Below are 19,643 nucleotides of genomic sequence, written 5' to 3'. Positions count from 1 at the left end.
CCGGTGCGGTCATGTGGAGCCTGATGCATCTGGATCAGCCCCGCCTCTCTTGTCGGCTGCGACGATCCCGGGCCGGGACCCGGTACAGGTAGGGGACCACCAGTTCAGGGGGCCCAGGGCCGCCATCACGGCGGGCACCAGCACTCCGCGCACCAGGACGGCGTCGACGAGCGCGCCGAGTGCGACACCGATGCCGATGAACTTGAGCAGGGCCACCTGCGAGGTGGCCATCGCGGCGGTCGAGATCGCCACGGCCGCGGCGGCGGACGTCATGAGGCGACCGGTGCGGGCGATGCCTTCGACGATCGACGTGCGGTTGTCGCCTCCGCGGTCGAACTCCTCGCGGATACGGCCGAGCAGGAAGACCTCGTAGTCGACCGAGAGGGCCATGGCGATGAACAGGACGAACAGGAGCATGGAAGCGTCCAGCGTGCCCGTCGTGGCGAAACCGCCGAGCAGGGCGCTGCCGTGCCCGTCCTGGAAGAGGACGACGAGCGCCCCCAGGATCGCGCCGAGGCTCACCGCGGCGACGGCCAGCGCCTTGAGGGGAGCGACGACGGTACGGGTGAAGGCGCTCAGCAGGATCAGCAGCCCGGCGCCCAGCAGGAACAGGCAGGTGGGGAGGGCGTCGAGGACGCGGTGCGCGGTGTCGGTGACGTCCGCGGCCCGCCCGCCCACCATGACGCTTCCCGGCGCGGCGGTGTCCCGTACCTGCCGCACCGCGGTCTGCGCGGCGCGGGTGTCGGGGGCGGCCGACGTGGCCGCCAGGAGCACCGCCCCCTCGCCGGCCGGCGAGGTGGACGCCACGAGGACGGCGGTGATGCCCGGGAGGCGGGCGAGCCGCTCACCGTGGGCCGGGGCGCCCCCGGCCGCCCTGGGGCCGGTCACCACCACGGTGAGGAGCCGCTCGGGCGGTGCGGTGAACTCGGCGCGCACCCGCTGCGCCGCCGCGACGGAGGGGGCGGCTGCGGGCAGGGTGCGTTCGTCCACGATGCCGAGGCGGGCGTGGGTGAACGGCACGGCGAGCAGGGCCAGCAGCAGGAGCGCCAGGCCTCCCGCCGCCAGGGGCCGTGCGGTGACGGAGGAGGCCGTACGGCGCCAGAAGCGGCTTCCCTCGCCGATACGGGTACGGCGCCACCGGGCCAGCGGGTCGAAGGCCTGGGCCCGGGAGCCGAGCACGCACAGGCAGGCGGGCAGCACCGTCAGGGCGACCAGGGCCGCGAGCACGGCGACGGTCATGCCTGCCAGAGCCAGGGCGCGCAGCATCGGCACCGGCACGGCGAGGGCCGTGGCCAGACAGACGGTGACGGCGGCGGCCGAGAACGCCACCGAACGGCCGCTGGAGCGCCGGGCGGCCGCCAGCGCCGTCTGCAGGTCCGCGCCCCGCGCGCTCTCCTCCCGTACCCGGGCGAGCAGGAAGAGGCTGTAGTCGACGGCCAGGCCGAAGCCGATCGCGGAGGAGGCGCTCACCGCGACCCGCGAGACGTCGACGATCTGTGCGAGCAGGCCCAGGACCGGGATGGCGCAGCCGATGGTGAGCGCGGCCACGATCAGGGGCAGGAGTGCGGAGACCACGGATCCGTAGGCGAGGACCAGCACGACGAACAGCACCGGCGCGGCCAGGAGTTCGGCCCGCCGCAAGTCGCGTTCGACGCTCTCGTCGATCTCCCGGTTGGCCCACGTCGCGCCGCTGGGCTCCACACCGGACGCCGGGGCGGCCGCCCGGGCCGCGGCCACCACGCGGGGTGCCGCCTCCTTGCGCTCCTTGTCCGTCCCCTTCAGCCGTACGAGGACCAGGAGGGTACGCCCGTCCTTCGAGCGCAGCCAGGTGTTCCGTGTGGTCTGCGCCGACCACACGGCCTTGACGTCACCCCGCCCGGCCAGTGTCCGCACCACCGCCGCGGTGGCATACCGGGCGGTCTCACGGCCGGCGCCGGTGTGCCGGGAGACGGCCAGGACCAGATCGGGTGCGGGCACGCCGAGCCGTTCGGCCTGCCGGGCGGCGCGCTCGGCCTCGGTGCCCGTGGCGACCGCGCCGCCCGTGCTCAGCGCCGAGAAGGCGAGGGGGGTCAGCGCCGCCGCGCACACCGCCGCCAGCAGGGCGCAGGCCAGCACCAGCCAGGCACGCCGCACCGCACCACGCGTGCGGGCGTCGCGTGGGCCGTCGTCCGCGGACGGGTGCGCGGCCTGCACTAGACGGCGGCCGTGAACAGCAGGACCGCGTTCTGGCCGCCGAACCCGAAGGAGCAGCTGATGGCGGCGGTGCCGGGTACGGGCCGTGGCCGCCCGGCGACGATGTCGAGCTTGTGATCGCCGTCCTGGCCCTGGAAGTTCGCCACCGGCGGGACGAGCCCGTGCCGCAGGGCAAGGACCGTGTACGCCGCCTCGATGGCCCCGGCCGCCCCCAGCGCGTGTCCGATCACGCCTTTGGACGCGGTGACCGGCGGTCCGTCGTCACCGAAGACCTGGCGGAGGGCCGTGGCCTCGGCCGCGTCGTTCAACGGGGTCGAGGTGCCGTGCGCGTTGACGTGGGCGATGTCGTCCGGTCCGCATCCCGCGTCCGCCAGCGCCGCGCGGACGGCACGGACCGCGCCGTCTCCCCGCGGGTGCGGGGCGATGGGGTGGTGGGCGTCGGCTCCGGCGCCGTACCCCCGCAGCAGTGCCTGGACGGGGGCCCGACGGGCCCGGGCCGAGCGGGCGCGTTCCAGGACGAGGACGCCGGCGCCCTCGCCGAGGACGAAGCCGTCGCGGCGCGCGTCGAACGGACGGCTGGCCAGGGCGGGCTCCTCCCGGCGCCGGGACAGCGCCCGCATCCGGGTGAAGCAGGTGGCCGTCATGCGGGAGCGGGCGGACTCGCTGCCGCCCGCCAGCACGATGTCGCACGTCCCCGACCGCAGCAGGTCCCGGGCGACTCCGATCGCGGTGGCACCCGAGGCACAGGCGCTGGCGGTGGTGAAGTTGGGCCCCAGAGCGCCCAGATCGATCCCGACTTCGCCGGCGGCCATGCTGGGCACGCTGCGCGGAAGTGCGAGCGGCGAGACGCGATCCTGCCGCCCCGCACCGAGGTGACCGAACTCGCCGACGTAGGTGCTCAGGCTGTTCGATCCCACCCCGAGCACGACGCCCACCCGCTCCGCGTCCCACGTACGGCGGTCGAGGCCCGCGTCGGCGACGGCGCGCCGGGCGGCGACGAGGGCGAACTGGATGAAGCGGTCCACGCGCCGCGCCGGTGCGCGGCCGATCTCCGTGTCGGCGTCGAAGTCCGTCACGCGGCAGGAGAAGTCGACGGGGAGCCCCTCCAGTTCGGGGTCCGCGGCGGCCAGGGAGCGGCCCCGGCACAGGGCCGTCCAGTTCACCTCCGCCGTGTGGCCGGCCGGAGTCACCAGGCCGATCCCGGTGACCGCGATGTCAGGACACATGCTCGAATGCCGCGGCGGCCTCGCCGAGGGTGGAGGACGGGCGGAGGTCCAGGGCGTTCTCGGGCAGGACGATCCCGAACTCCTCCTCCGCCGCGACCACCAGCTCCATCAGCCACAGCGAGTCCAGGCCGAGACTCTCGAATGTCGTGGCGGGGGACAGTTGGTCGGACGTCGCCTGCACGTCGAGGCGGTCGGTCAGCAGGGCCACGAGCTCCGCGGGGAGTTCCGGCTGCTGCGGGCTCAGCGTCGACGGCTCGTCCATCTGTGTCATGCCTTCGTCTCCTGGTTCCTCAGTGGGCTCCGGGCGGCGGTGCTACGGCGTTCATCCGCGCGCGGAGGACACCCGCATCCCTTTTCAGCCACTTTTCGCCACCTTGACAGGACAGGTCCTGACAAACCATCAACCCGGATGAATCTCCACTCATTTGCGGCAGTGACGTCCAGCCGTTGGTGCCGTTCCCCGGCAAGCTACTCGCCGGTTAACGTTCGGGCACCCGTCGTCGAGCGAAGGTGTCCCCCACATGACTGCCGACCGTGCCGAAGGCCTGGTGCGCACCGCCCGCGCGCTGGCCGACGGAGAAGTGACCTCGCGCGCGCTGACCGAGCGGACACTGGCCGGGATCGAGGCCGCGCAGCCCGTCCTGAACGCCTTCAAGCTGGTGCGGGCCGAGGCCGCGCTCGCCGAGGCCGACGCCGCCGACCGGGAGCTCGCCGCGGGCGGGGCCGGTGCCGGGCGGCCACTGCTCGGGGTACCGCTTGCGGTGAAGGACGACATGGACGTGACGGGGGAGCCGACCGCGTTCGGGTGCAGGGGCGACTTTCCGCCGAAGACGGCGGACTCGGAGGCCGTACGCCGGCTCCGGGCGGCCGGGGCCGTGATCGTCGGCAAGACCAACACGTGCGAGCTGGGCCAGTGGCCGTTCACGGAAGGGCCCGGCTTCGGCGACACCCGCAATCCGTGGCACACCGGCCACACGCCCGGCGGCTCGTCGGGCGGCTCGGCGGCCGCCGTCGCGGCGGGGCTCGTCCCCGCGGCGCTGGGCTCGGACGGCGCGGGCTCGGTGCGGATCCCCGCCGCCTGGACCCACCTCGTGGGCATCAAGCCGCAGCGCGGGCGGATATCGACCTGGCCGTGGCCGGAGGCGTTCCAGGGCATCACCGTCAACGGCCCGCTGGCGAGGACGGTCGCGGACGCGGCGCTGCTCCTCGACGCGGCGAGCGGCGGTCATGCGGGCGACCTGCACCGGCCGCCCGCCATCCGGGCCGCGGAGGCCGCGACCCGCGATCCGGGACGGCTGCGGATCGCGCTGTCGCTGCGGATGCCGTTCACGGCGACGCCCAAGCAGCTGCATCCCGTGGTGCGGGACCGGGTGGTCGCTCTCGCGGGACGGCTCGCCGCGCTGGGCCACGACGTCGCGGCGGCCGACCCGCGCTACGGCCAGGTCGGCCTCGCGTTCGTGCCGCGCGCCACGGCGGGCATCGCCGAGTGGTCCCGGCAGGTGCCCGATGTCTCCCTGCTGGACCGGCGGACGCGGGAAGCGGCCCGCATGGGGCGGCTGTTGGGCGGCGCGCCGCTGCGGCTCGCACGCCGCGCGGAGGCCGTGCTGCACCGGCGGGTGGGGGCGATCTTCTCGACGTACGACGTGGTGCTCGCCCCGACGACGGCCGCGCCGCCGCCGCGTGTCGGCGCGCTCGCCACGCTGAGCGGCTGGCGGACCGACCGGGCCATGATCGCCGCCTGCCCCTACGCGTGGCCGTGGAACGTCCTCGGTTGGCCGGGCGTCAACGTGCCCGCGGGGCACACGCCGGGCGGGCTGCCCGTGGGCGCCCAGCTGCTCGGACCGGCCGGGAGCGAACCGCTCCTGATCTCTCTGGCGGCGCAGTTGGAGGCGGACCAGCGGTGGCACGAGCAGTGGCCCGCGCCCCTGCCGGGCGTGGCGGTCTCCTGAGCGCGGTGTCGCGCCGGGCCGCACAAACCGTACGGTGAACCGTGTGACTGCCTTCACCGATGACCCGCACCTGTCCGCGTCGCCCGGCCGTTCGGGCGCCACCGCGACCACCGAGGTCGAACCGCGCGCAGTGGGCCAGGTCCGCACGGAGTACGCGCCCGAGTGCGACGGCGACCCCGACCCGGGGGAAATCGTCTGGACGTGGGTGCCCTACGAGGAGAACGACGGCCGCGGCAAGGACCGTCCGGTGCTCGTGGTCGCCCGCGAGGCCTCCGGGACGCTGCTCGCCGTGCCGCTGTCCAGCAAGCGGCACGACGGCAGGGAGTGGGTGCCGATCGGGAGCGGGCCGTGGGACCGGGGAGGGCGCGACTCCTGGGTGGACGTCGACCGGGTGCTGCGCGTGCACGAGCGGGGGATGCGGCGCGAGGCGTGCGCGCTGGACCGCATGCGGTTCAACCTCGTCGTCCTCCGTCTCAAGGAGCGTTACGGCTGGCGCTGAGCGGGCCTGAGCCCAGCTCGCGCGCGAACTCCGTCTCGAACGCGCCGCGCGTCACCGCGCCCTTCGTGCGGTCGAGCACCCCGAACACGACGTGCGTGAACTCTCCGGCGAACCGGCCGCCTTCACCGAGCAGCACCCGGAAGGCCCCCGCCACGTGCGCGGGGTCGTTCATGAACACGCCGCAGCCCCAGGCGCCGAGCACCAGGCGCCGGTAGCCGCACGCGGCCGCCGTCTCCAGGACGCGTTCGGCGCGCGCGGCCAGGGCCTGCTCGACGGCGGCGGCGCGCTCGGGGGCCGTGCGGCGGATCACCCCGGCGTTGGGTGCCGCGGAGGTGAGGAAGCCGACGGTGTACGCCTCGTCGAGGAGCCGTCCGCGGTCGTCGCGGAAGACGGGAACGCCCGGTGAGCAGAGCACGCGGTCGCTGTAGAAGGGGTCGCGGTCGGCGCGGTGGTGGGCGTAGAACCCGGGGACTTCGAGCAGGCAGGTGTACAGCGCGGAGGCCCGGCACAGCGCTTCCTCCTGGGCCTGCGCGCCGTTCAGATAGCCGCCGCCGGGGTTGCGCGCCGAGGAGAAGTTCAGCACCGCGAGCCGGGAGGCGTCCGATGGCTCGTCGGCCGTCAGTCTGCGGGCCGCCTCCAGGCTGCTCTCGCCGGTGACCTCGAAGCGTGTGCTCTCCGCGCGCTCGCGGGGCGGCACTTCCACCGGGTCCGGTCCGAACATGCGCGTGCCGGCGCGTGCCGCGGCCACCACGTCGGCGATCACCGTCTCGCGGCCGCCCGGCGTCACGTACGCCCCCGCAGCGACGATCCGCTCGGTCTCCTGCGCCTGTCCGCGCAGCCGGGCGCTCATATCCGCGCCCTCTTGTCGTTCATGAACGCATGGTGAGCCGCGTGCGTCGGGCGGCGCAACAGAAATTCCCGGTACGTGAACGGCCTGGGGGGCACTCTTGTGCGGACGCCCTCAAGGGTTTTGGGTGTGACGAGCAGCACCGGATGGAAGGATCCCCGCATGCCTGAGGGAGACTGTAGGAAACACCGGACGGCGGGCCGCACAACGGCGCGTGACACGGTGTCGGAAGCCGAAGTGGAAGCGCTGGTCCGAGGCATCTGCTTCAAGACCGGCCCACCCCGCACCATCGGGGTCGAACTGGAATGGCTCGTTCACGAACCGGGCCTGCCCCACCTGCCCGTATCCGCCGCCCGCCTCGAAGCGGCCTACGCCGCGCTGCGGGCCCTGTCCCTGCACTCGTCCGTCACCGTCGAACCCGGCGGCCAGCTGGAGCTCAGCTCGCTTCCCGCCGACTCGCTGACGGAGTGCATCTCGGCCATGCAGGCCGATCTCGACGTCGTACGCGACGCGTTACGTCCCCACCGCCTCACCCTCAGCGGGATCGGCGCCGACCCGTGGCGCCCGCCGTCGCGGATCCTGCGCGAACCCCGCTACGACGCGCTGGAGTCGTGCCTCGACCGCGGCGGTCCTGCCGGACGCCGCATGATGTGCTCGACGGCGTCCGTGCAGATCTGTCTGGACGCCGGGTACGAGGAGCCGGGCCCGCTCGGCTACGCGCGCCGCTGGCGTCTGGCGCACCTGCTCGGGCCCGTCCTGGTCGCCGCGTTCGCCAACTCACCGCTGCAGGACGGCCGCCCCACCGGCTGGCGCTCGACCCGGCAGGCCGTGTGGGCGGGCATCGAACCCGGCAGATCCGGCGCCCCGCCGCTGGACGGGGAGCCGCGCGAGACCTGGACCAGACACGCTCTGGACGCGCCCGTGATGTGCGTCAAGAGAGAGCCCGGCGAAGGTCCCTGGAGCGTTCCGGAGGGGATGAGTTTCCGGGCGTGGGCCCGCGCGGGCGCGTCCCGCAGACCCACCCGGGAGGATCTCGTCTACCACCTGACCACGCTGTTCCCTCCGGTGCGCCCCCGCGGCCACCTGGAGCTGCGCATGGTCGACGCCCAGCCCGGCGAGGACGGCTGGATCGTGCCGCTCGCCGTGACGACCGCCCTGTTCGACGATCCCGAGGCCGCAGAGACCGCCTACCGCGCCGTGAAGCCGCTGGCCGAGCGGTACGGGCCGCCGGGTTCGACCGCCGCCCCGCACAATCCGCTCTGGCTGGACGCGGCACGCCACGGCCTCGCCGATCCCGAACTGCACGAGGCGGCCGCCGCGTGCTTCGCCGCCGCCGTCGCCGCACTGCCCCGGCTCGGCGCCGGGGTGTCCGTGCGGGACGCCGTGGCGACGTACGCCGCACAGTACGTCGCGCACGGGCGCTGCCCCGCCGACGACCTGCTCGACGCGGTGCGCGACGCGGTGCGCGACGACCCCACCCCCCACGACACGCCTGGGAAGGATGTCCGCCGATGACCGGCTCCACCACCGACCCGGAAACGACCGACCCGGAGGCCCTGCGGGAGCGCGCCCTGGCCGCGCTCCTCGCCGCCCGGGAACGTACGACCCTCCTCACCTCCTGCGTGGCGGACACCGAACTGACCGCGCAGCACTCGCCGTTGATGTCACCGCTGGTCTGGGACCTGGCGCACATAGGCAACCAGGAGGAGCAGTGGCTGCTGCGCGCGGTCGCGGGGCGCGAGGCCATGCGGCCCGAGATCGATCCGTTGTACGACGCCTTCGAGCATCCCCGCGCCGAGCGCCCGAACCTGCCGCTCCTCGCGCCCGCCGAGGCCCGTGGCTACGCGGCCGAGGTGCGGGGCCGTGCGCTCGACGTACTGGAGAGAACCCCGTTCCGCGGCACGCCGCTCACCGACGCGGGCTTCGCGTTCGGGATGATCGCGCAGCACGAGCAGCAGCACGACGAGACGATGCTGATCACGCACCAGCTGCGGTCGGGGCTGACCGCCCTGACCGCCCCGGATCCGCCGTCCGGTGAGCCGTTCACGGGACCCGCCGAGGTCCTCGTCCCCGGCGGCCCGTTCACGATGGGGACGTCCACGGAGCCGTGGGCCCTCGACAACGAGCGTCCGGCGCACCACCGCCTCGTCCCGCCGTTCTTCATCGACACCACTCCGGTGACGAACGGCGCGTACCAGCAGTTCATCGAGGACGGTGGATATGAGCGGATGCGCTGGTGGGACCCGGCGGGCTGGGCGATGGTCCGGCGTCACAACCTGTGCGCGCCGCTGTTCTGGTGGCGCGAGGGCGGGCAGTGGCTGCGGCGGCGCTTCGGGACGGTCGAGCCGGTGCCTGCCGACGAGCCGGTGCTGCACGTCAGCTGGTACGAGGCCGACGCGTACGCGCGGTGGGCGGGCCGGCGGCTGCCCAGCGAGGAGGAGTGGGAGAAGGCCGCACGGTACGACCCGGTGACCGACCGGTCGATGCGCTACCCGTGGGGCGACGCGGACCCCACTCCGGAGCGCGCCAACCTGGGCCAGCGGCATCTGCGTCCCGCGGCCGCCGGCAGCTACCCCGCCGGTGAGTCGCCGCTCGGGGTGCGCCAGTTGATCGGCGACGTGTGGGAGTGGACGTCCGGCGACTTCCTGCCCTATCCGGGGTTCGCCGCGTTCCCCTACCGCGAGTACTCCGACGTGTTCTTCGGCGGCGACTACAAGGTGCTGCGCGGCGGCGCGTTCTCCGTCGACGAGGTGGCCTGCCGCGGCACGTTCCGCAACTGGGACCACCCGGTGCGGCGGCAGATCTTCGCCGGGTTCCGCACCGCGCGGGACGCGGGCCCCACCGAGACGCCGACGCCGGGACCCGCCTGATGTGCCGTCACCTCGCTTACCTCGGCTCGCCGGAACCGCTGGGGAGTCTCATCGTGGCGCCCGCGCACAGCCTGTTCCGGCAGTCCTGGGCGCCCCGGAGGCAGCGCCACGGCACCGTCAACGCCGACGGTTTCGGCGTGGGCTGGTACGCCGAAGGGGACCCCGTGCCCGCCCGCTACCGCCGCTCCGGGCCCATCTGGGGCGACGGCTCGTTCGCCGATCTGGCGCGGGTCGTACGCTCCGGGGCGGTGCTCGGCGCGGTGCGCGACGCGACGCTCTCGGGGGCTGACGGGGAGGCCGCGGCCGCGCCCTTCGCCGCCGGGCCGTGGCTGTTCAGCCACAACGGCGCGATCACCGGCTGGCCCCGCTCCCTCGCCCCGCTCGCGCAGGACCTGCCCCCCGCCGAGCTGCTCACGATGGAGGCGCGCTGCGACTCCGCACTGGTGTGGGCGCTCGTCCTGAACCGGCTGCGCCGCGGCGACGAAGAGGCGCAGGCCCTCGCGGACACCGTCATCGAAGTCGCGGAGGCCGCACCCGGTTCGCGCCTCAACCTCCTGCTCACCAATGGCGACACGATCGCCGCGACCGCCTGGGGCGACACCCTCTGGTACCTCGCGGAACCCGGCCGCCGCACCGTCGTGGCCTCCGAGCCCTACGACGACGACCCGCACTGGCGCGAGGTGCCCGACCGCACCCTGCTCGCCGCCAGCCGCACCGACGTACTGCTGACCCCGCTCAAGGAGCCCCCCGCGTGAGCCCGTTCCTGCTGACCCGCACCCTGCCCGAGGACGCCACGGGCGCCGCCCTGCGCGCCGACGTCCTCCAGGGCCTCACCCGCACCCCTAAGACGCTGCCGCCCAAGTGGTTCTACGACGCGCGCGGCAGCGCCCTCTTCGAGGAGATCACCACCCTGCCCGAGTACTACCCCACCCGCGCCGAACGCGAGATCCTCGTCGCCCGCGCCGGCCTGATCGCCGAGATCACCGGTGCGCGGACGCTGATCGAGCTGGGCTCGGGCTCCTCGGAGAAGACCCGCCACCTCATCGACGCGATGGAGTCCCTGCACACCTACGTCCCCGTGGACGTCAGCGAGAGCGCGCTGACCGGCGCCGCGAACACCCTGCTCGCGCAGCGTCCCGCGCTCGACGTGCACGCCCTCATCGCCGACTTCACCCGCGGCCTCGCACTGCCGGGCACGCCGGGGCCACGCCTGGTCGCGTTCCTCGGCGGCACGATCGGCAATCTGCTGCCCACCGAACGCGCCGCGTTCCTCTCCTCCGTACACGACCTCCTCTCCCCCGGCGACGCGCTGCTCCTCGGCACGGACCTGGTCAAGGACGAGTCGGTGCTCGTCTCCGCGTACGACGACGGGACCGGCGTGACCGCCGCGTTCAACAAGAACGTCCTGACCGTCATCAACCGCGAACTGGCCGGGGACTTCGACCCGGACGCCTTCGAGCACGTGGCCGTCTGGGACCGCGAGCACGAGTGGATCGAGATGCGGCTGCGCTCCACGGCCGACCAGACGGTGAAGATCCACGCACTCGACCTCGCGGTCGACTTCCTCGCGGGCGAGGAGATGCGCACGGAGATCTCGGCGAAGTTCCGTGCGGACGGCGTACGGTCCGAACTGGCCGCCTCCGGGCTCGAACTGACGCACTGGTGGACGGACGAGAGGGGGCGGTTCGCTCTCTCGCTGAGCACGGTGGCTTAGCGGGGGCCCGGTTCGGGACCGGAGGTTCTGCTCGTGCACGGGGGCGCCGGCCCGCGGACGACGTGGGGCGGCCTGTCCGCCCAGGCGGACCGCTGGAACCTGGTCTACGTCCACCGGCGCGGCTGTCCGCCGACTCCGGCGCCACGGGCAGGTCAGGACTACGAGGTGGACGCCCTGGACCTGGCGCCGCTGCTCGTCGGCCGCCCGCACGTCGTCGCCCACTCCTACGGCACCCTCGGGGCGTTGGCGGCGTCCGCGGTCGCGCCGGGCAGCGTGCGCTCGCTCACCCTGATCGAGCCGCGGTCCTCACCCACAGAATGCGCACGCGGGCCATCGCGCATGCAGTGGATCTTTGTAAGGGGCATGTAACAGGGATCAGGGAATTGTTGATCGCAAATGAGCGCCGTGCTGTCCTGTTGAGGAGTCAGGGAGCAGCAGCCACAAACGCATGCCCCCTACATGCAGCACCTTGGCCGGTACCGGTACCGGTGCCGTGGCCATACCAAGCCGCTCGTCCCGCAGTCGGGTGGTGGACCGTACAGAGGAGAGACACATGCGCAGGAAGCTCGCGAAGGCCGCCGTCGTCATGGCCGGCATCGCCGCCGTCGCCGGAGGCACCACCGTCACCGCGCAGGCGGCCGAAGGGGCGCCGATCAAGATGGCCAACTTCGAGACGTGCGCCGCGTGGGGCCACGACCTGCAGGCCAAGGGCGTCGTCAAGGGCTACCACTGCGACAACATGAACCCCGAGAAGCAGTGGTACCTCACGCCCGTCTACTAGAGGCGGCAGGCCCCTGCCCGAGGGCCGCGGAGCGCAACCGGGCCAGAAGGGCCGCACCCTTGCCGGGTGCGGCCCTTCTCGTCCTAGTTCAGGAGGTCCGACACGATTTTGAGAGGGCCGGGCAGGTCGGGAATCTTGATCGGGGGCACGTTGGACACCGGCGGAGGCTCTACCGCGGCATTCGTGCTCTTCACGGACACTTCAGCCGTGGCCGAGGCGGCCGTGCCGAGAACGGCGACCGCCGCCAGCGACAGGGCGACAAGAGTTTTCCGGTACACAGGACGTCCTCTCATTCACAGGCAGCTCCTGGCGAGCAGGCCCCGTCATAGGTACCCGGAGGGCCCTCGCCTCGTACTCCCGCAATCGGGTGCACCTCACCGAACTCCGGCGCGGATCTCCGACCGAGCTCGCCGCGTCGGCAGGTTCCGGTGAATACGCGGGCGATCTGGTTGTCCAGCGCGGCGAGCATCGCCGGTTCTGGTGTGCCGTCGGGGTCGATGTGCATGTGCAGGGCGAGTCCTTCGGCGAACGCAACGATGCGCAGGGCCTGGTCCGCCGCGTCGATCCCCTGAGCGACCTCGCCGCACACCGTGCCGTTTCTGATGGCCTGCGCTACGCGTGAGCGGATGCCGACGAGGGTCTCTCTCCGGACGGCGGCCAGGTCGGCGTTGTGCGCGGCCTGACCTGCGAAGGCGAGACGGACCAGGAACTCGGCTCGGCGGTCGCCGTCCAGCGGCATGAGCTCGGCCAGCGCCTGCCGCAGCATCTCGGCGATGGTGCGGCCCTCGGCCTCACCTCGGTTCACCACCTCGTCCACTCGAGCGGTGAAACGCCCGTTGACGCGGGTGAACGTGGCCAGCAGCATCTCGTCCTTCGCCGTGAAGTAGTGCTGCACCAGGCCGACGGACACGCCCGCTTCCGCGGCGGTCCGCGCGACGGTCACGGCGGTGAGGCCGTCCCGTACGACCAGGCGTTGGACGGCGTCGGTGATCTGCCCGTGTCGGGCGTCAGCTCTGCTGCTGTCACCCGGTATGGCCGGTGCGGGCCAGGCCGGTGACGGACAGACGGCCGACAGCCGTCGTGACCCGGCCCTGCAGGCGCTGGTCGACCAGGTGGTGGCCGACCCGAACCCCAACCCAGGCGCTTTCCTGCTCGCCCGACGCGGCTCGGACGACCGCTTCGGCGCGGCCGGCGTCGCCGACCGTTCCGTCGGCACGCCGATGGCACCGGACCTGAAGTTCCGCGCCGGGAGCGTCACAAAGACGTTCACCGCGACGGTCGTCCTGCAACTCGTCGCCGAGCACCGGCTGCGACTCGACGACACCGTGCAGAGCCTGCTGCCCGACCAGGTCCGCACCGGCAACGCACTGTCCGGTGCGGACATAACCATTCGCCAACTGCTCAACCACACGAGCGGGCTGTACGACTATCGAACGGATCACCGACCGCGACCTGCGCACCAACCTCGAACGCCGCATCTTCGTCCCTCTGGGGCTGCGCGGCACCTCGTACGCGCTGGCACGGACCGCCATCGACGGAGCCCATGTGCACGGCTACGCGGACGTCTCGCTCCTACTGCCGAAGGCGCCGGACCCGACCCGGTTCGACGTCACCGCGTTCAGCCCGTCCGAGGCCGGCGCTTCGGGCGCCCTCGTCACGACTGCGGCCGACGTCGCACGCTTCTACCGGGCCCTGCTGCAAGGACGTCTCCTGCCCCCGGACCTGCTCCGCCGGATGCTCACCGACACCGTCCCCACCACCGGCAGCGCCCCGCCCGCTGTCGCCTACGGCCTGGGGGTCTACGTCTACGCCACCGGCTGCGGCCGTGCGTACGGCCACGGCGGCAGCGCACTGGGGTACTTGACGTTCGCCCTCAACAGTCGCGATGGGCGCGACCAACTCGTCGCCCACACCAACTGGAACTCGTTCGCCGACACCGGGATCGACGACGACTTCTGGGCTGCCTTCCAGCAGGGTTACTGCGAAAGGCCCGGGTAGATCCCCTCGACGTCAGGCAGTAGGGGCAGCTGCGGGTGGTTGTGCGTCGGTCACAGGCCGCCGACGTCCAGTGCCCTGGTGATCAGGGCCGACGCCTTGCGGGCCTCGGTCGCCGGGTCGCCGCCGGTCAGGACCCTCGTCATGTACCCCTTGATCGGGTTGTCCGCCTCGACCTCGGCCCAGCGCGGGGAGTTGGGGGTGGCCCGGCCGTTCGCCGCGCCGACGGCCATCGCCGCCGCGCCCTCCTCGTCGGCGACCGCCCGGGCCAGCTTCGCCTTGTTCGGGACGTAGTTCATGGTCCGCGCCAGATCGGTCTGCCACTTCTTGCCGGCCAGCGCCTCGATCACCTCGACCGCACCCTTGTGGTCGTTGCTGTGCTCGGGCACCACGAGGTCGGAACCGCCGGTGAAGACCGCGGCGGGCTTGCCCGCCTTCTTTCCGGGGATGGGGAAGTAACCGAGCTTGCCCTTGAGTTCGGGGTTCTTCTCCTCGATGGCGCGAGCCGCGCCGGGCACCGCGACGATCTGCGCGACGTCGCCGCCCGCGAACACCCCGGCCTGCGAGGGGTGCTCCTCGTCGGCGTCGCGCGGGCCCTCGCCGAGCGCCTGCAACTGCTGGTAGAACTCCATGCCGCGCAGCGCCTGGGGCGTGTGCAGCGTGCCGCGCCAGTCGCCGGAGGACTCCTTGGTCTCCTTGGCGAGTTCGCCGCCCTCGTCCCAGATGAAGCCGGACAGGGTGTACCAGTCCTGGCCCGCGAGGTAGATGCCCTGCTTGCCGCCGGTGTTGAGTTTCTCCGTGGCCGTGAGCCACTCCTCGCGGGTGCGCGGCGGAGTCTTGATGCCCGCTGCCGCGAACAGGTCCTTGTTGTAGATGACGACGCGGTTGGCGGCGTACCAGGGGATGCCGTACTGGGCTCCGCGGTAACGCCCCGGCTCGGCGAGACCCGGCAGCCAGTCGTTCATGCCGAGGTCGCGTGCGGACTCCAGGGTCAGGTCGTACAGGCCGCCCTCGTCGACGTACTGCGCGACCTGGGTGTTGCCGACCTCGATGACCTCGGGCCCGTCGCCGCCCTCCTCCTTGAGCGCCTTCTTCACCTTGGCGCCGATGCCGGTCCATTCCTGGATGCGGATGTCCAGCTCGATGTCGTCGTGCTCCTTCTCGAAGTCCGCCGTGAAGCGCTCGACGAACTCCGGGGACGCGCTGTCCTTCATCAGCCAGACCGTGACGGTCCTGGAGTCGTCACCTCCCGGCAGCATGCCGCACCCGGCGACCAGGACGGTGGAGGAAAGGGCGAGCGCCAGGGACACGGCGGCGCGGTGGTGCGGTCTCACGTGGGTCACTTTCTGCCTGCGGACAGGGGAAGGTCAGCCCGACGCGGGGGGTGAGCAGCGCTGCTCGAACGGGTACTGGCTGGATTTTGGTCCGTACCAATGAACTGGTCAAGGGGGTACGTCGTCTCGCACGCCGTCTCGCGCCACGGGAGCGACTGGGGCACGGTGGAGTGACGGCACTTCTCGGAGCCGTGCGGCAGCGCGCCGTACGGCCCCACCCGACGGCCCGGAGGAACATCCTCATGTCGAACCACACGTACCGTGTCACCGAGATCGTCGGCACCTCGCACGAGGGCGTCGACCAGGCGATCCGCAACGGCATCGCGCGGGCCTCGCAGACGCTCCGCTCGCTGGACTGGTTCGAGGTCACGCAGGTGCGCGGCCACATCCTGGACGGCGAGATCCAGCACTACCAGGTCGGCCTGAAGGTGGGCTTCCGTCTGGAGGACGACGCCGAGGTATGAGACCGGGGGCCTAGGTACGGCCCTCGCGTTCCTGCGCGTCCTTCAGGGCCTCCGGCGTGTTCGCCCAGGTCACCCGGACGACGGTGAAACCGGCGCGTTCCGCGTCGGCACAGACGAGCTCGTCGTCGTCCACGAGCATGCGGACCGTCCGTGTGCGGGCGAGCTCCTGGAGGATCTCCAGCTTGGTGCGGCGTGCGGGGCGCCGGTCGTTGTTGCGGCGCATCCAGATCCGTCCGTCCGGCAGCCCCTGCCGTGCCAGCCAGTCCACCGTGTCGGCACGGCAGCGCTCGGGGCGGCCGGTCAGATAGACGACCTCGCACTCCGCCGCGCTCGCCAGGGCCAGCTCGACACCGCGGGCCAGCGGCGGGTCCTGGGGCGCGGCGGCGAAGAACGCGTCCCAGTCGCGGGGCGTGCGCTCCAGGAATTGCTGCCGATGCCCGGTGTCCGCGAGGGTGCCGTCCAGGTCGAACACGGCCAGGGGCCTGCTGCTGTTCTTGCGGGATCTGCTGTCTGCCGTCACGTCGACAGCGTAGAAGCGTCCGGAGCGGATCCGCGAGGCGGGCCGGGAATCCTGGCGGGCCCCGTGCGTTGAACCCTGTGTGAGCTCAGTGATCGCGGAAACCCGGTTCTCCGTCCTCGACCGATCGCGCACCCGTGAGGGGCACGACGGAGCCGAGGCCCTGCGCGACACCGTGCGCCTGGCCCAGGACGTCGAAGCGCTCGGCTATCACCGGTTCTGGGTCTCCGAGCACCACGGAGTGCCGGGCGTCGCGGGCTCGGCGCCCACCGTCCTCGCGGCGGCCGTCGCGGCGGCCACCCGCACCATCCGGGTCGGCACGGGCGGTGTCATGCTGCCGAACCATCAGTCACTGGTGGTCGCCGAGCAGTTCGGGGTGCTCGAATCGCTCTTTCCCGGCCGGATCGACATGGGCCTCGGCCGGTCGGTCGGCTTCACCGACGGGGTGCGCAAGGCGCTGGGACGCGACAAGCACGACGCGGCGGACTTCGCGACCCAGCTCGGTGAGCTCCTCGACTGGTTCCGCGGTACGTCGGGGACGGGGGTGCGGGCCCGGCCCGCCGAGGGCCTGACCGTCCCGCCGTACGTCCTCGCGGTGGGCGAGGGCGCGGCGATCGCCGCCGACGCGGGCCTGCCGCTGGTCATCGGGGACATCCGGGGCCGCGAGAAGATGCTGCGTGGCATCGAGCAGTACCGGAACGGGTTCCGGCCCTCACCGTGGCTGGCGGAGCCGTACGTGATGATCGCGGGCAGCATCGCCGTGGCGGAGAGCCGGGAGGAGGCGCGGCGGCTGCTCGTGCCGGAGGCCTGGTCGATGGCGTATTCGCGCACGCACGGCACGTTCCCGCCGCTGCCGCCGGCCGAGCGCGTGGAGTCCCTGACCATGACGGAGAAGGAGCGCGGTTTCTACGAGTCGGGGCTGACCGGCCATGTGCACGGCACGGAGGAGCAGGTCGCCGACGAGCTGGAGCGGGTGATCAAGGAGAGCGGGGCGCGGGAGGTGCTGGTCACGACCAGTACGTACGACCGGGCGGGGCTGCTCGACTCGTTCCGGCGGCTGGCGCGGGTGGCGCGGCTGACGGCCTGAGCGCCGGGTCCCGTCCGCGTCGCGTTCCGGGATCGGCCCGGAGGCGGCGCGGACGGGCGCGGTGCGCCTGTGGCACGGGGGATGGTTCCAGCAGGAGCACCGCGGTCCCTGAGGCCCTTTCGGGTGCCTCGCGGAGGGTCTTGAGGGTCTTCAGGTGGGTGGCGGCGGTCTCATGTCGTCGCCAGGGCCTCGGTCGGGGGCAGCCGTGCCGCTCGTACCGCCGGATAGAAGCCGGCGAGGCCTCCGATGACGAGCGTGGCACCGACGCCGCCGGCCATCGCCCAGACGGGGACGACGGAGGGCCAGCCCTGGTAGGAGGCGTAGCCGCCGGTGACGGCGATGCCGAGCAGGACTCCGCCGACGCCGCCGAGTGCGGACAGGAGCAGCGCCTCGGCCAGGAACTGGGTGCGGATCTGGCCGCGGGTGGCGCCGAGCGAGCGGCGCAGGCCGATCTCGGAGCGGCGTTCCAGGACGGAGATGACCATGGTGTTGGCGACGCCGACGCCGCCCACGAGCAGGGCCACTCCGCCGAGGCCGAGCAGCAGTCCGCTGAGGGTGTCGTCGGTGGCTTCCTTGGCGGCCAGCGCGTCCGAGGGCCGGGAGACGTTGGCCTCGTTGGGGCTCTCGGGGTTGGTGGTGGCGCCGAGGACTTCCTGCACGTCGTTGACGGACGACTCGTCGGCCCGCGTGAAGATGGTGGTCGGGGAGCCGTCGAAGTCCAGTTCGCGCTCCGCCACGGACCAGCCGACCAGGGCCGACGAGTCCAGGGACGGCACGAGTTCGTTGGGGGCGAGCAGGCCGACGACGGTGAACCAGCGGCCGCCGATCCAGACCTTCACGTCGTCGCCCGCCCGGTGCACGCCGAGTTGCTCGGCGGCCTTGGGGCCGAGGACGACCGCCGGATAGCGGCTGTTGGCGGCGTTGAGCCAGCGGCCGTCGACGATCTCGGCGCCGACCGACTTCGGCAGGTCCGTGCGGGCCGCGGACACGTTGAGGCCGCCGGTCTCCTCCACGGGCGTGTAGTCGCTGCGGTACACCTTGGCGTCGGTCTTGCCGAGCGCGGAGACCGATTCGACGTCGTCCATCGCCGCGATCATGTCGACCGACTCGACCGGCAGATGGGCCTCGCCGCCGCTGAAGTTCTGCCCCGGAGTCACCGTCAGGAGGTTGGTGCCCAGGTCCTGCAGCCTGCGGTTGAGGTCCTCGGTGGAGGAGGTGGAGATGCCGACCACGCCCACCATCGCGGCGATCCCGATGGCGATGCCGAGCGCCGAGAGGAACACCCGCATCGGGCGGGAGCGCAGCCCGGAGCCGCCGACCCGCAGCACGTCCGCGGGGTTCATCCGGGCGGGCTTGGGTCGCCGCGGGGGCTCGGGCGGCTCGGGGGCCGCGGCGCGCTCCAGCTCCTTGATCGCGGTCATCGCACGGCCTCCTGGGGCACGAGGGCGTCCTGGGGAACGAGGACGGCGGGGCTGCCGTCGTCGCCGAGCGAGTCGTGCTCGATCCGGCCGTCCTTGAGGCGCACCTCGCGGGGCAGGGTCGCGGCGATGTCCCGGTCGTGGGTGATCACCACCACCGTCGTCCCTGCCTCGTGCAGCTCGTGGAGCAGCTCGATGACGACGGCTCCCGACCGTGAGTCGAGCGCGCCGGTCGGTTCGTCGGCGAGCAGCAGCGGCGGGTCGCCGAGCACCGCGCGGGCGATGGCCACGCGCTGCTTCTCGCCGCCGGACAGCTGGTGCGGCTGGTGGTAGAGCCGGTGGCCGAGGCCGACCCTGCGCAGCGCCCGCTCGGCGAGGCGGCGGCGCTCGCCGCGCGGCCTGCCGCTGTAGAGCAGTCCGTCGGCGACGCTGTCCAGCGCCGGTACGCCGAAGGCCAGGTGGAACTGCTGGAAGACGAAGCCGATGGTGTCGGCCCGCAGCGCGGACAGTTCACGGTCGGTCAGGTCCGCCACGTCGTGCCCGTCGATGCGGACGCGGCCCGCCGACGGGCGGTCCAGGGTGCCCATGATGTTGAGCATCGTGGACTTGCCGGACCCCGAGGGGCCGACGATGGCGAGGAGTTCACCGCGCCGGATGACCAGGTCGGCGCCGCGCAGGGCGGCGACGTCCTCGTACGTCTTGGAGACGCCAGTCAGCTCGACCACGGGCCGGTCCGTGGAGCGGGCGGC

General features: G+C 72.8%; 20 protein-coding genes and 1 pseudogene. 11 read left to right on the top strand and 10 right to left on the bottom strand.

Annotated elements, in window-relative coordinates; translation table 11 throughout:
- Window positions 1-9: 9 nt before the first annotated feature.
- Genes NOO62_RS36070 through NOO62_RS36060 form a run of 3 tightly spaced genes read right to left on the bottom strand, consistent with a single transcriptional unit; the run spans window position 10 to window position 3,690 of the window.
- On the bottom strand, window positions 10-2,193 hold the full coding sequence (locus NOO62_RS36070) for an MMPL family transporter (RefSeq protein WP_268774998.1): 2,184 nt from the start codon (window positions 2,191-2,193) through the stop codon (window positions 10-12).
- On the bottom strand, window positions 2,193-3,419 hold the full coding sequence (locus NOO62_RS36065; RefSeq protein ID WP_268774997.1) for a beta-ketoacyl-[acyl-carrier-protein] synthase family protein: 1,227 nt from the start codon (window positions 3,417-3,419) through the stop codon (window positions 2,193-2,195). Before NOO62_RS36065 ends, NOO62_RS36070 begins: the two co-directional genes overlap by 1 nt.
- Entirely contained in the window at window positions 3,409-3,690 is a 282-nt protein-coding gene (locus NOO62_RS36060; protein ID WP_268774996.1) for an acyl carrier protein, read from the bottom strand. Before NOO62_RS36060 ends, NOO62_RS36065 begins: the two co-directional genes overlap by 11 nt.
- 250 nt (window positions 3,691-3,940) lie before the next feature.
- Here NOO62_RS36060 and NOO62_RS36055 point away from each other — a divergent pair, with 250 nt between their 5' ends.
- A complete protein-coding gene (locus NOO62_RS36055; protein WP_268774995.1) occupies window positions 3,941-5,368 on the top strand; it encodes an amidase in 1,428 nt (475 codons plus the stop codon).
- 43 nt (window positions 5,369-5,411) lie between these two features.
- Entirely contained in the window at window positions 5,412-5,867 is a 456-nt protein-coding gene (locus NOO62_RS36050) for a type II toxin-antitoxin system PemK/MazF family toxin (protein ID WP_268774994.1), read from the top strand.
- On the opposite strand, the gene NOO62_RS36045 is transcribed toward NOO62_RS36050, so the two are convergent.
- Window positions 5,842-6,717 (bottom strand): TIGR02452 family protein, encoded by an 876-nt coding sequence (locus NOO62_RS36045; RefSeq protein ID WP_268774993.1) that lies wholly within the window; start codon window positions 6,715-6,717, stop codon window positions 5,842-5,844. The two genes, NOO62_RS36050 and NOO62_RS36045, sit on opposite strands and share 26 nt — an antisense overlap.
- 159 nt (window positions 6,718-6,876) lie before the next feature.
- Between NOO62_RS36045 and egtA the strand changes: the two genes are divergently transcribed.
- From egtA to NOO62_RS36015, 6 genes are all read left to right on the top strand, one after another.
- Window positions 6,877-8,229 carry an ergothioneine biosynthesis glutamate--cysteine ligase EgtA gene (egtA, locus tag NOO62_RS36040; RefSeq protein ID WP_268774992.1) on the top strand — a complete coding sequence of 451 codons (1,353 nt, stop codon included), beginning with the start codon at window positions 6,877-6,879 and terminating at the stop codon, window positions 8,227-8,229.
- Window positions 8,226-9,584: an ergothioneine biosynthesis protein EgtB gene (gene egtB / locus NOO62_RS36035; RefSeq protein ID WP_268774991.1), complete on the top strand. Its 1,359-nt coding sequence runs from the start codon at window positions 8,226-8,228 to the stop codon at window positions 9,582-9,584. The genes egtA and egtB overlap by 4 nt, the downstream gene beginning before the upstream one ends.
- Window positions 9,584-10,339, top strand: coding sequence for an ergothioneine biosynthesis protein EgtC (gene egtC / locus NOO62_RS36030; RefSeq protein ID WP_268774990.1), 756 nt, complete (start codon window positions 9,584-9,586; stop codon window positions 10,337-10,339). The genes egtB and egtC overlap by 1 nt, the downstream gene beginning before the upstream one ends.
- On the top strand, window positions 10,336-11,298 hold the full coding sequence (egtD, locus tag NOO62_RS36025; RefSeq protein WP_268774989.1) for an L-histidine N(alpha)-methyltransferase: 963 nt from the start codon (window positions 10,336-10,338) through the stop codon (window positions 11,296-11,298). The genes egtC and egtD overlap by 4 nt, the downstream gene beginning before the upstream one ends.
- Before the next feature lie 33 nt (window positions 11,299-11,331).
- Entirely contained in the window at window positions 11,332-11,667 is a 336-nt protein-coding gene (locus NOO62_RS36020) for an alpha/beta fold hydrolase (protein WP_268774987.1), read from the top strand.
- A 184-nt stretch (window positions 11,668-11,851) separates the two neighbouring features.
- Window positions 11,852-12,079, top strand: coding sequence for a hypothetical protein (locus tag NOO62_RS36015; protein ID WP_268774986.1), 228 nt, complete (start codon window positions 11,852-11,854; stop codon window positions 12,077-12,079).
- 83 nt (window positions 12,080-12,162) lie between these two features.
- On the opposite strand, the gene NOO62_RS36010 is transcribed toward NOO62_RS36015, so the two are convergent.
- Complete coding sequence (locus tag NOO62_RS36010) at window positions 12,163-12,372, bottom strand: hypothetical protein (RefSeq protein ID WP_268774985.1); 210 nt, start codon at window positions 12,370-12,372, stop codon at window positions 12,163-12,165.
- Window positions 12,369-13,022, bottom strand: a complete 654-nt coding sequence (locus tag NOO62_RS36005) for a TetR/AcrR family transcriptional regulator (protein ID WP_414930946.1) — start codon at window positions 13,020-13,022, stop codon at window positions 12,369-12,371. Before NOO62_RS36005 ends, NOO62_RS36010 begins: the two co-directional genes overlap by 4 nt.
- Before the next feature lie 88 nt (window positions 13,023-13,110).
- Between NOO62_RS36005 and NOO62_RS36000 the strand changes: the two are divergent.
- Window positions 13,111-14,077, top strand: a pseudogene (locus tag NOO62_RS36000) (serine hydrolase domain-containing protein).
- Window positions 14,078-14,127: 50 nt separating this feature from the next.
- Here the strand turns inward: NOO62_RS36000 and NOO62_RS35995 are convergent.
- Window positions 14,128-15,333, bottom strand: a complete 1,206-nt coding sequence (locus NOO62_RS35995; protein WP_268775938.1) for an extracellular solute-binding protein — start codon at window positions 15,331-15,333, stop codon at window positions 14,128-14,130.
- 317 nt (window positions 15,334-15,650) lie between these two features.
- Here NOO62_RS35995 and NOO62_RS35990 point away from each other — a divergent pair, with 317 nt between their 5' ends.
- Window positions 15,651-15,872, top strand: coding sequence for a dodecin (locus tag NOO62_RS35990; RefSeq protein WP_150175059.1), 222 nt, complete (start codon window positions 15,651-15,653; stop codon window positions 15,870-15,872).
- 10 nt (window positions 15,873-15,882) lie between these two features.
- On the opposite strand, the gene NOO62_RS35985 is transcribed toward NOO62_RS35990, so the two are convergent.
- Window positions 15,883-16,392, bottom strand: a complete 510-nt coding sequence (locus NOO62_RS35985; RefSeq protein WP_268774984.1) for an HAD family acid phosphatase — start codon at window positions 16,390-16,392, stop codon at window positions 15,883-15,885.
- A gap of 79 nt (window positions 16,393-16,471) precedes the next feature.
- On the opposite strand from NOO62_RS35985, the gene NOO62_RS35980 reads away from it, so the two are divergent.
- Window positions 16,472-17,476: an LLM class flavin-dependent oxidoreductase gene (locus NOO62_RS35980; protein WP_268774983.1), complete on the top strand. Its 1,005-nt coding sequence runs from the start codon at window positions 16,472-16,474 to the stop codon at window positions 17,474-17,476.
- Window positions 17,477-17,646: 170 nt separating this feature from the next.
- Here NOO62_RS35980 and NOO62_RS35975 read toward each other — a convergent pair whose 3' ends face one another.
- Window positions 17,647-18,897 carry an ABC transporter permease gene (locus tag NOO62_RS35975; RefSeq protein ID WP_268774982.1) on the bottom strand — a complete coding sequence of 417 codons (1,251 nt, stop codon included), beginning with the start codon at window positions 18,895-18,897 and terminating at the stop codon, window positions 17,647-17,649.
- A complete protein-coding gene (locus NOO62_RS35970) occupies window positions 18,894-19,619 on the bottom strand; it encodes an ABC transporter ATP-binding protein (RefSeq protein ID WP_321170663.1) in 726 nt (241 codons plus the stop codon). Before NOO62_RS35970 ends, NOO62_RS35975 begins: the two co-directional genes overlap by 4 nt.
- Between the last annotated feature and the right edge of the window lie 24 nt (window positions 19,620-19,643).

Source organism: Streptomyces sp. Je 1-369, assembly GCF_026810505.1.
Taxonomy (GTDB): Bacteria; Actinomycetota; Actinomycetes; order Streptomycetales; family Streptomycetaceae; genus Streptomyces.
The sequence above is the reverse complement of the archived record's forward strand: the minus strand, read 5'-3'. Positions and strand labels throughout refer to the sequence as shown.

Bases quoted from the DNA above. Each gene is read 5' to 3' on its own strand.
- NOO62_RS35995 (WP_268775938.1), bottom strand. From the start codon at position 15,333: ATGCTGCCGGGAGGTGACGACTCCAGGACCGTCACGGTCTGGCTGATG.
- NOO62_RS36010 (WP_268774985.1), bottom strand. From the start codon at position 12,372: ATGAGAGGACGTCCTGTGTACCGGAAAACTCTTGTCGCCCTGTCGCTG.
- NOO62_RS35975 (WP_268774982.1), bottom strand. From the start codon at position 18,897: ATGACCGCGATCAAGGAGCTGGAGCGCGCCGCGGCCCCCGAGCCGCCC.
- egtB (WP_268774991.1), top strand. From the start codon at position 8,226: ATGACCGGCTCCACCACCGACCCGGAAACGACCGACCCGGAGGCCCTG.
- NOO62_RS36015 (WP_268774986.1), top strand. From the start codon at position 11,852: ATGCGCAGGAAGCTCGCGAAGGCCGCCGTCGTCATGGCCGGCATCGCC.
- NOO62_RS36055 (WP_268774995.1), top strand. From the start codon at position 3,941: ATGACTGCCGACCGTGCCGAAGGCCTGGTGCGCACCGCCCGCGCGCTG.
- NOO62_RS36065 (WP_268774997.1), bottom strand. From the start codon at position 3,419: ATGTGTCCTGACATCGCGGTCACCGGGATCGGCCTGGTGACTCCGGCC.
- NOO62_RS35990 (WP_150175059.1), top strand. From the start codon at position 15,651: ATGTCGAACCACACGTACCGTGTCACCGAGATCGTCGGCACCTCGCAC.
- egtC (WP_268774990.1), top strand. From the start codon at position 9,584: ATGTGCCGTCACCTCGCTTACCTCGGCTCGCCGGAACCGCTGGGGAGT.
- NOO62_RS36060 (WP_268774996.1), bottom strand. From the start codon at position 3,690: ATGACACAGATGGACGAGCCGTCGACGCTGAGCCCGCAGCAGCCGGAA.
- egtA (WP_268774992.1), top strand. From the start codon at position 6,877: ATGCCTGAGGGAGACTGTAGGAAACACCGGACGGCGGGCCGCACAACG.
- NOO62_RS36045 (WP_268774993.1), bottom strand. From the start codon at position 6,717: ATGAGCGCCCGGCTGCGCGGACAGGCGCAGGAGACCGAGCGGATCGTC.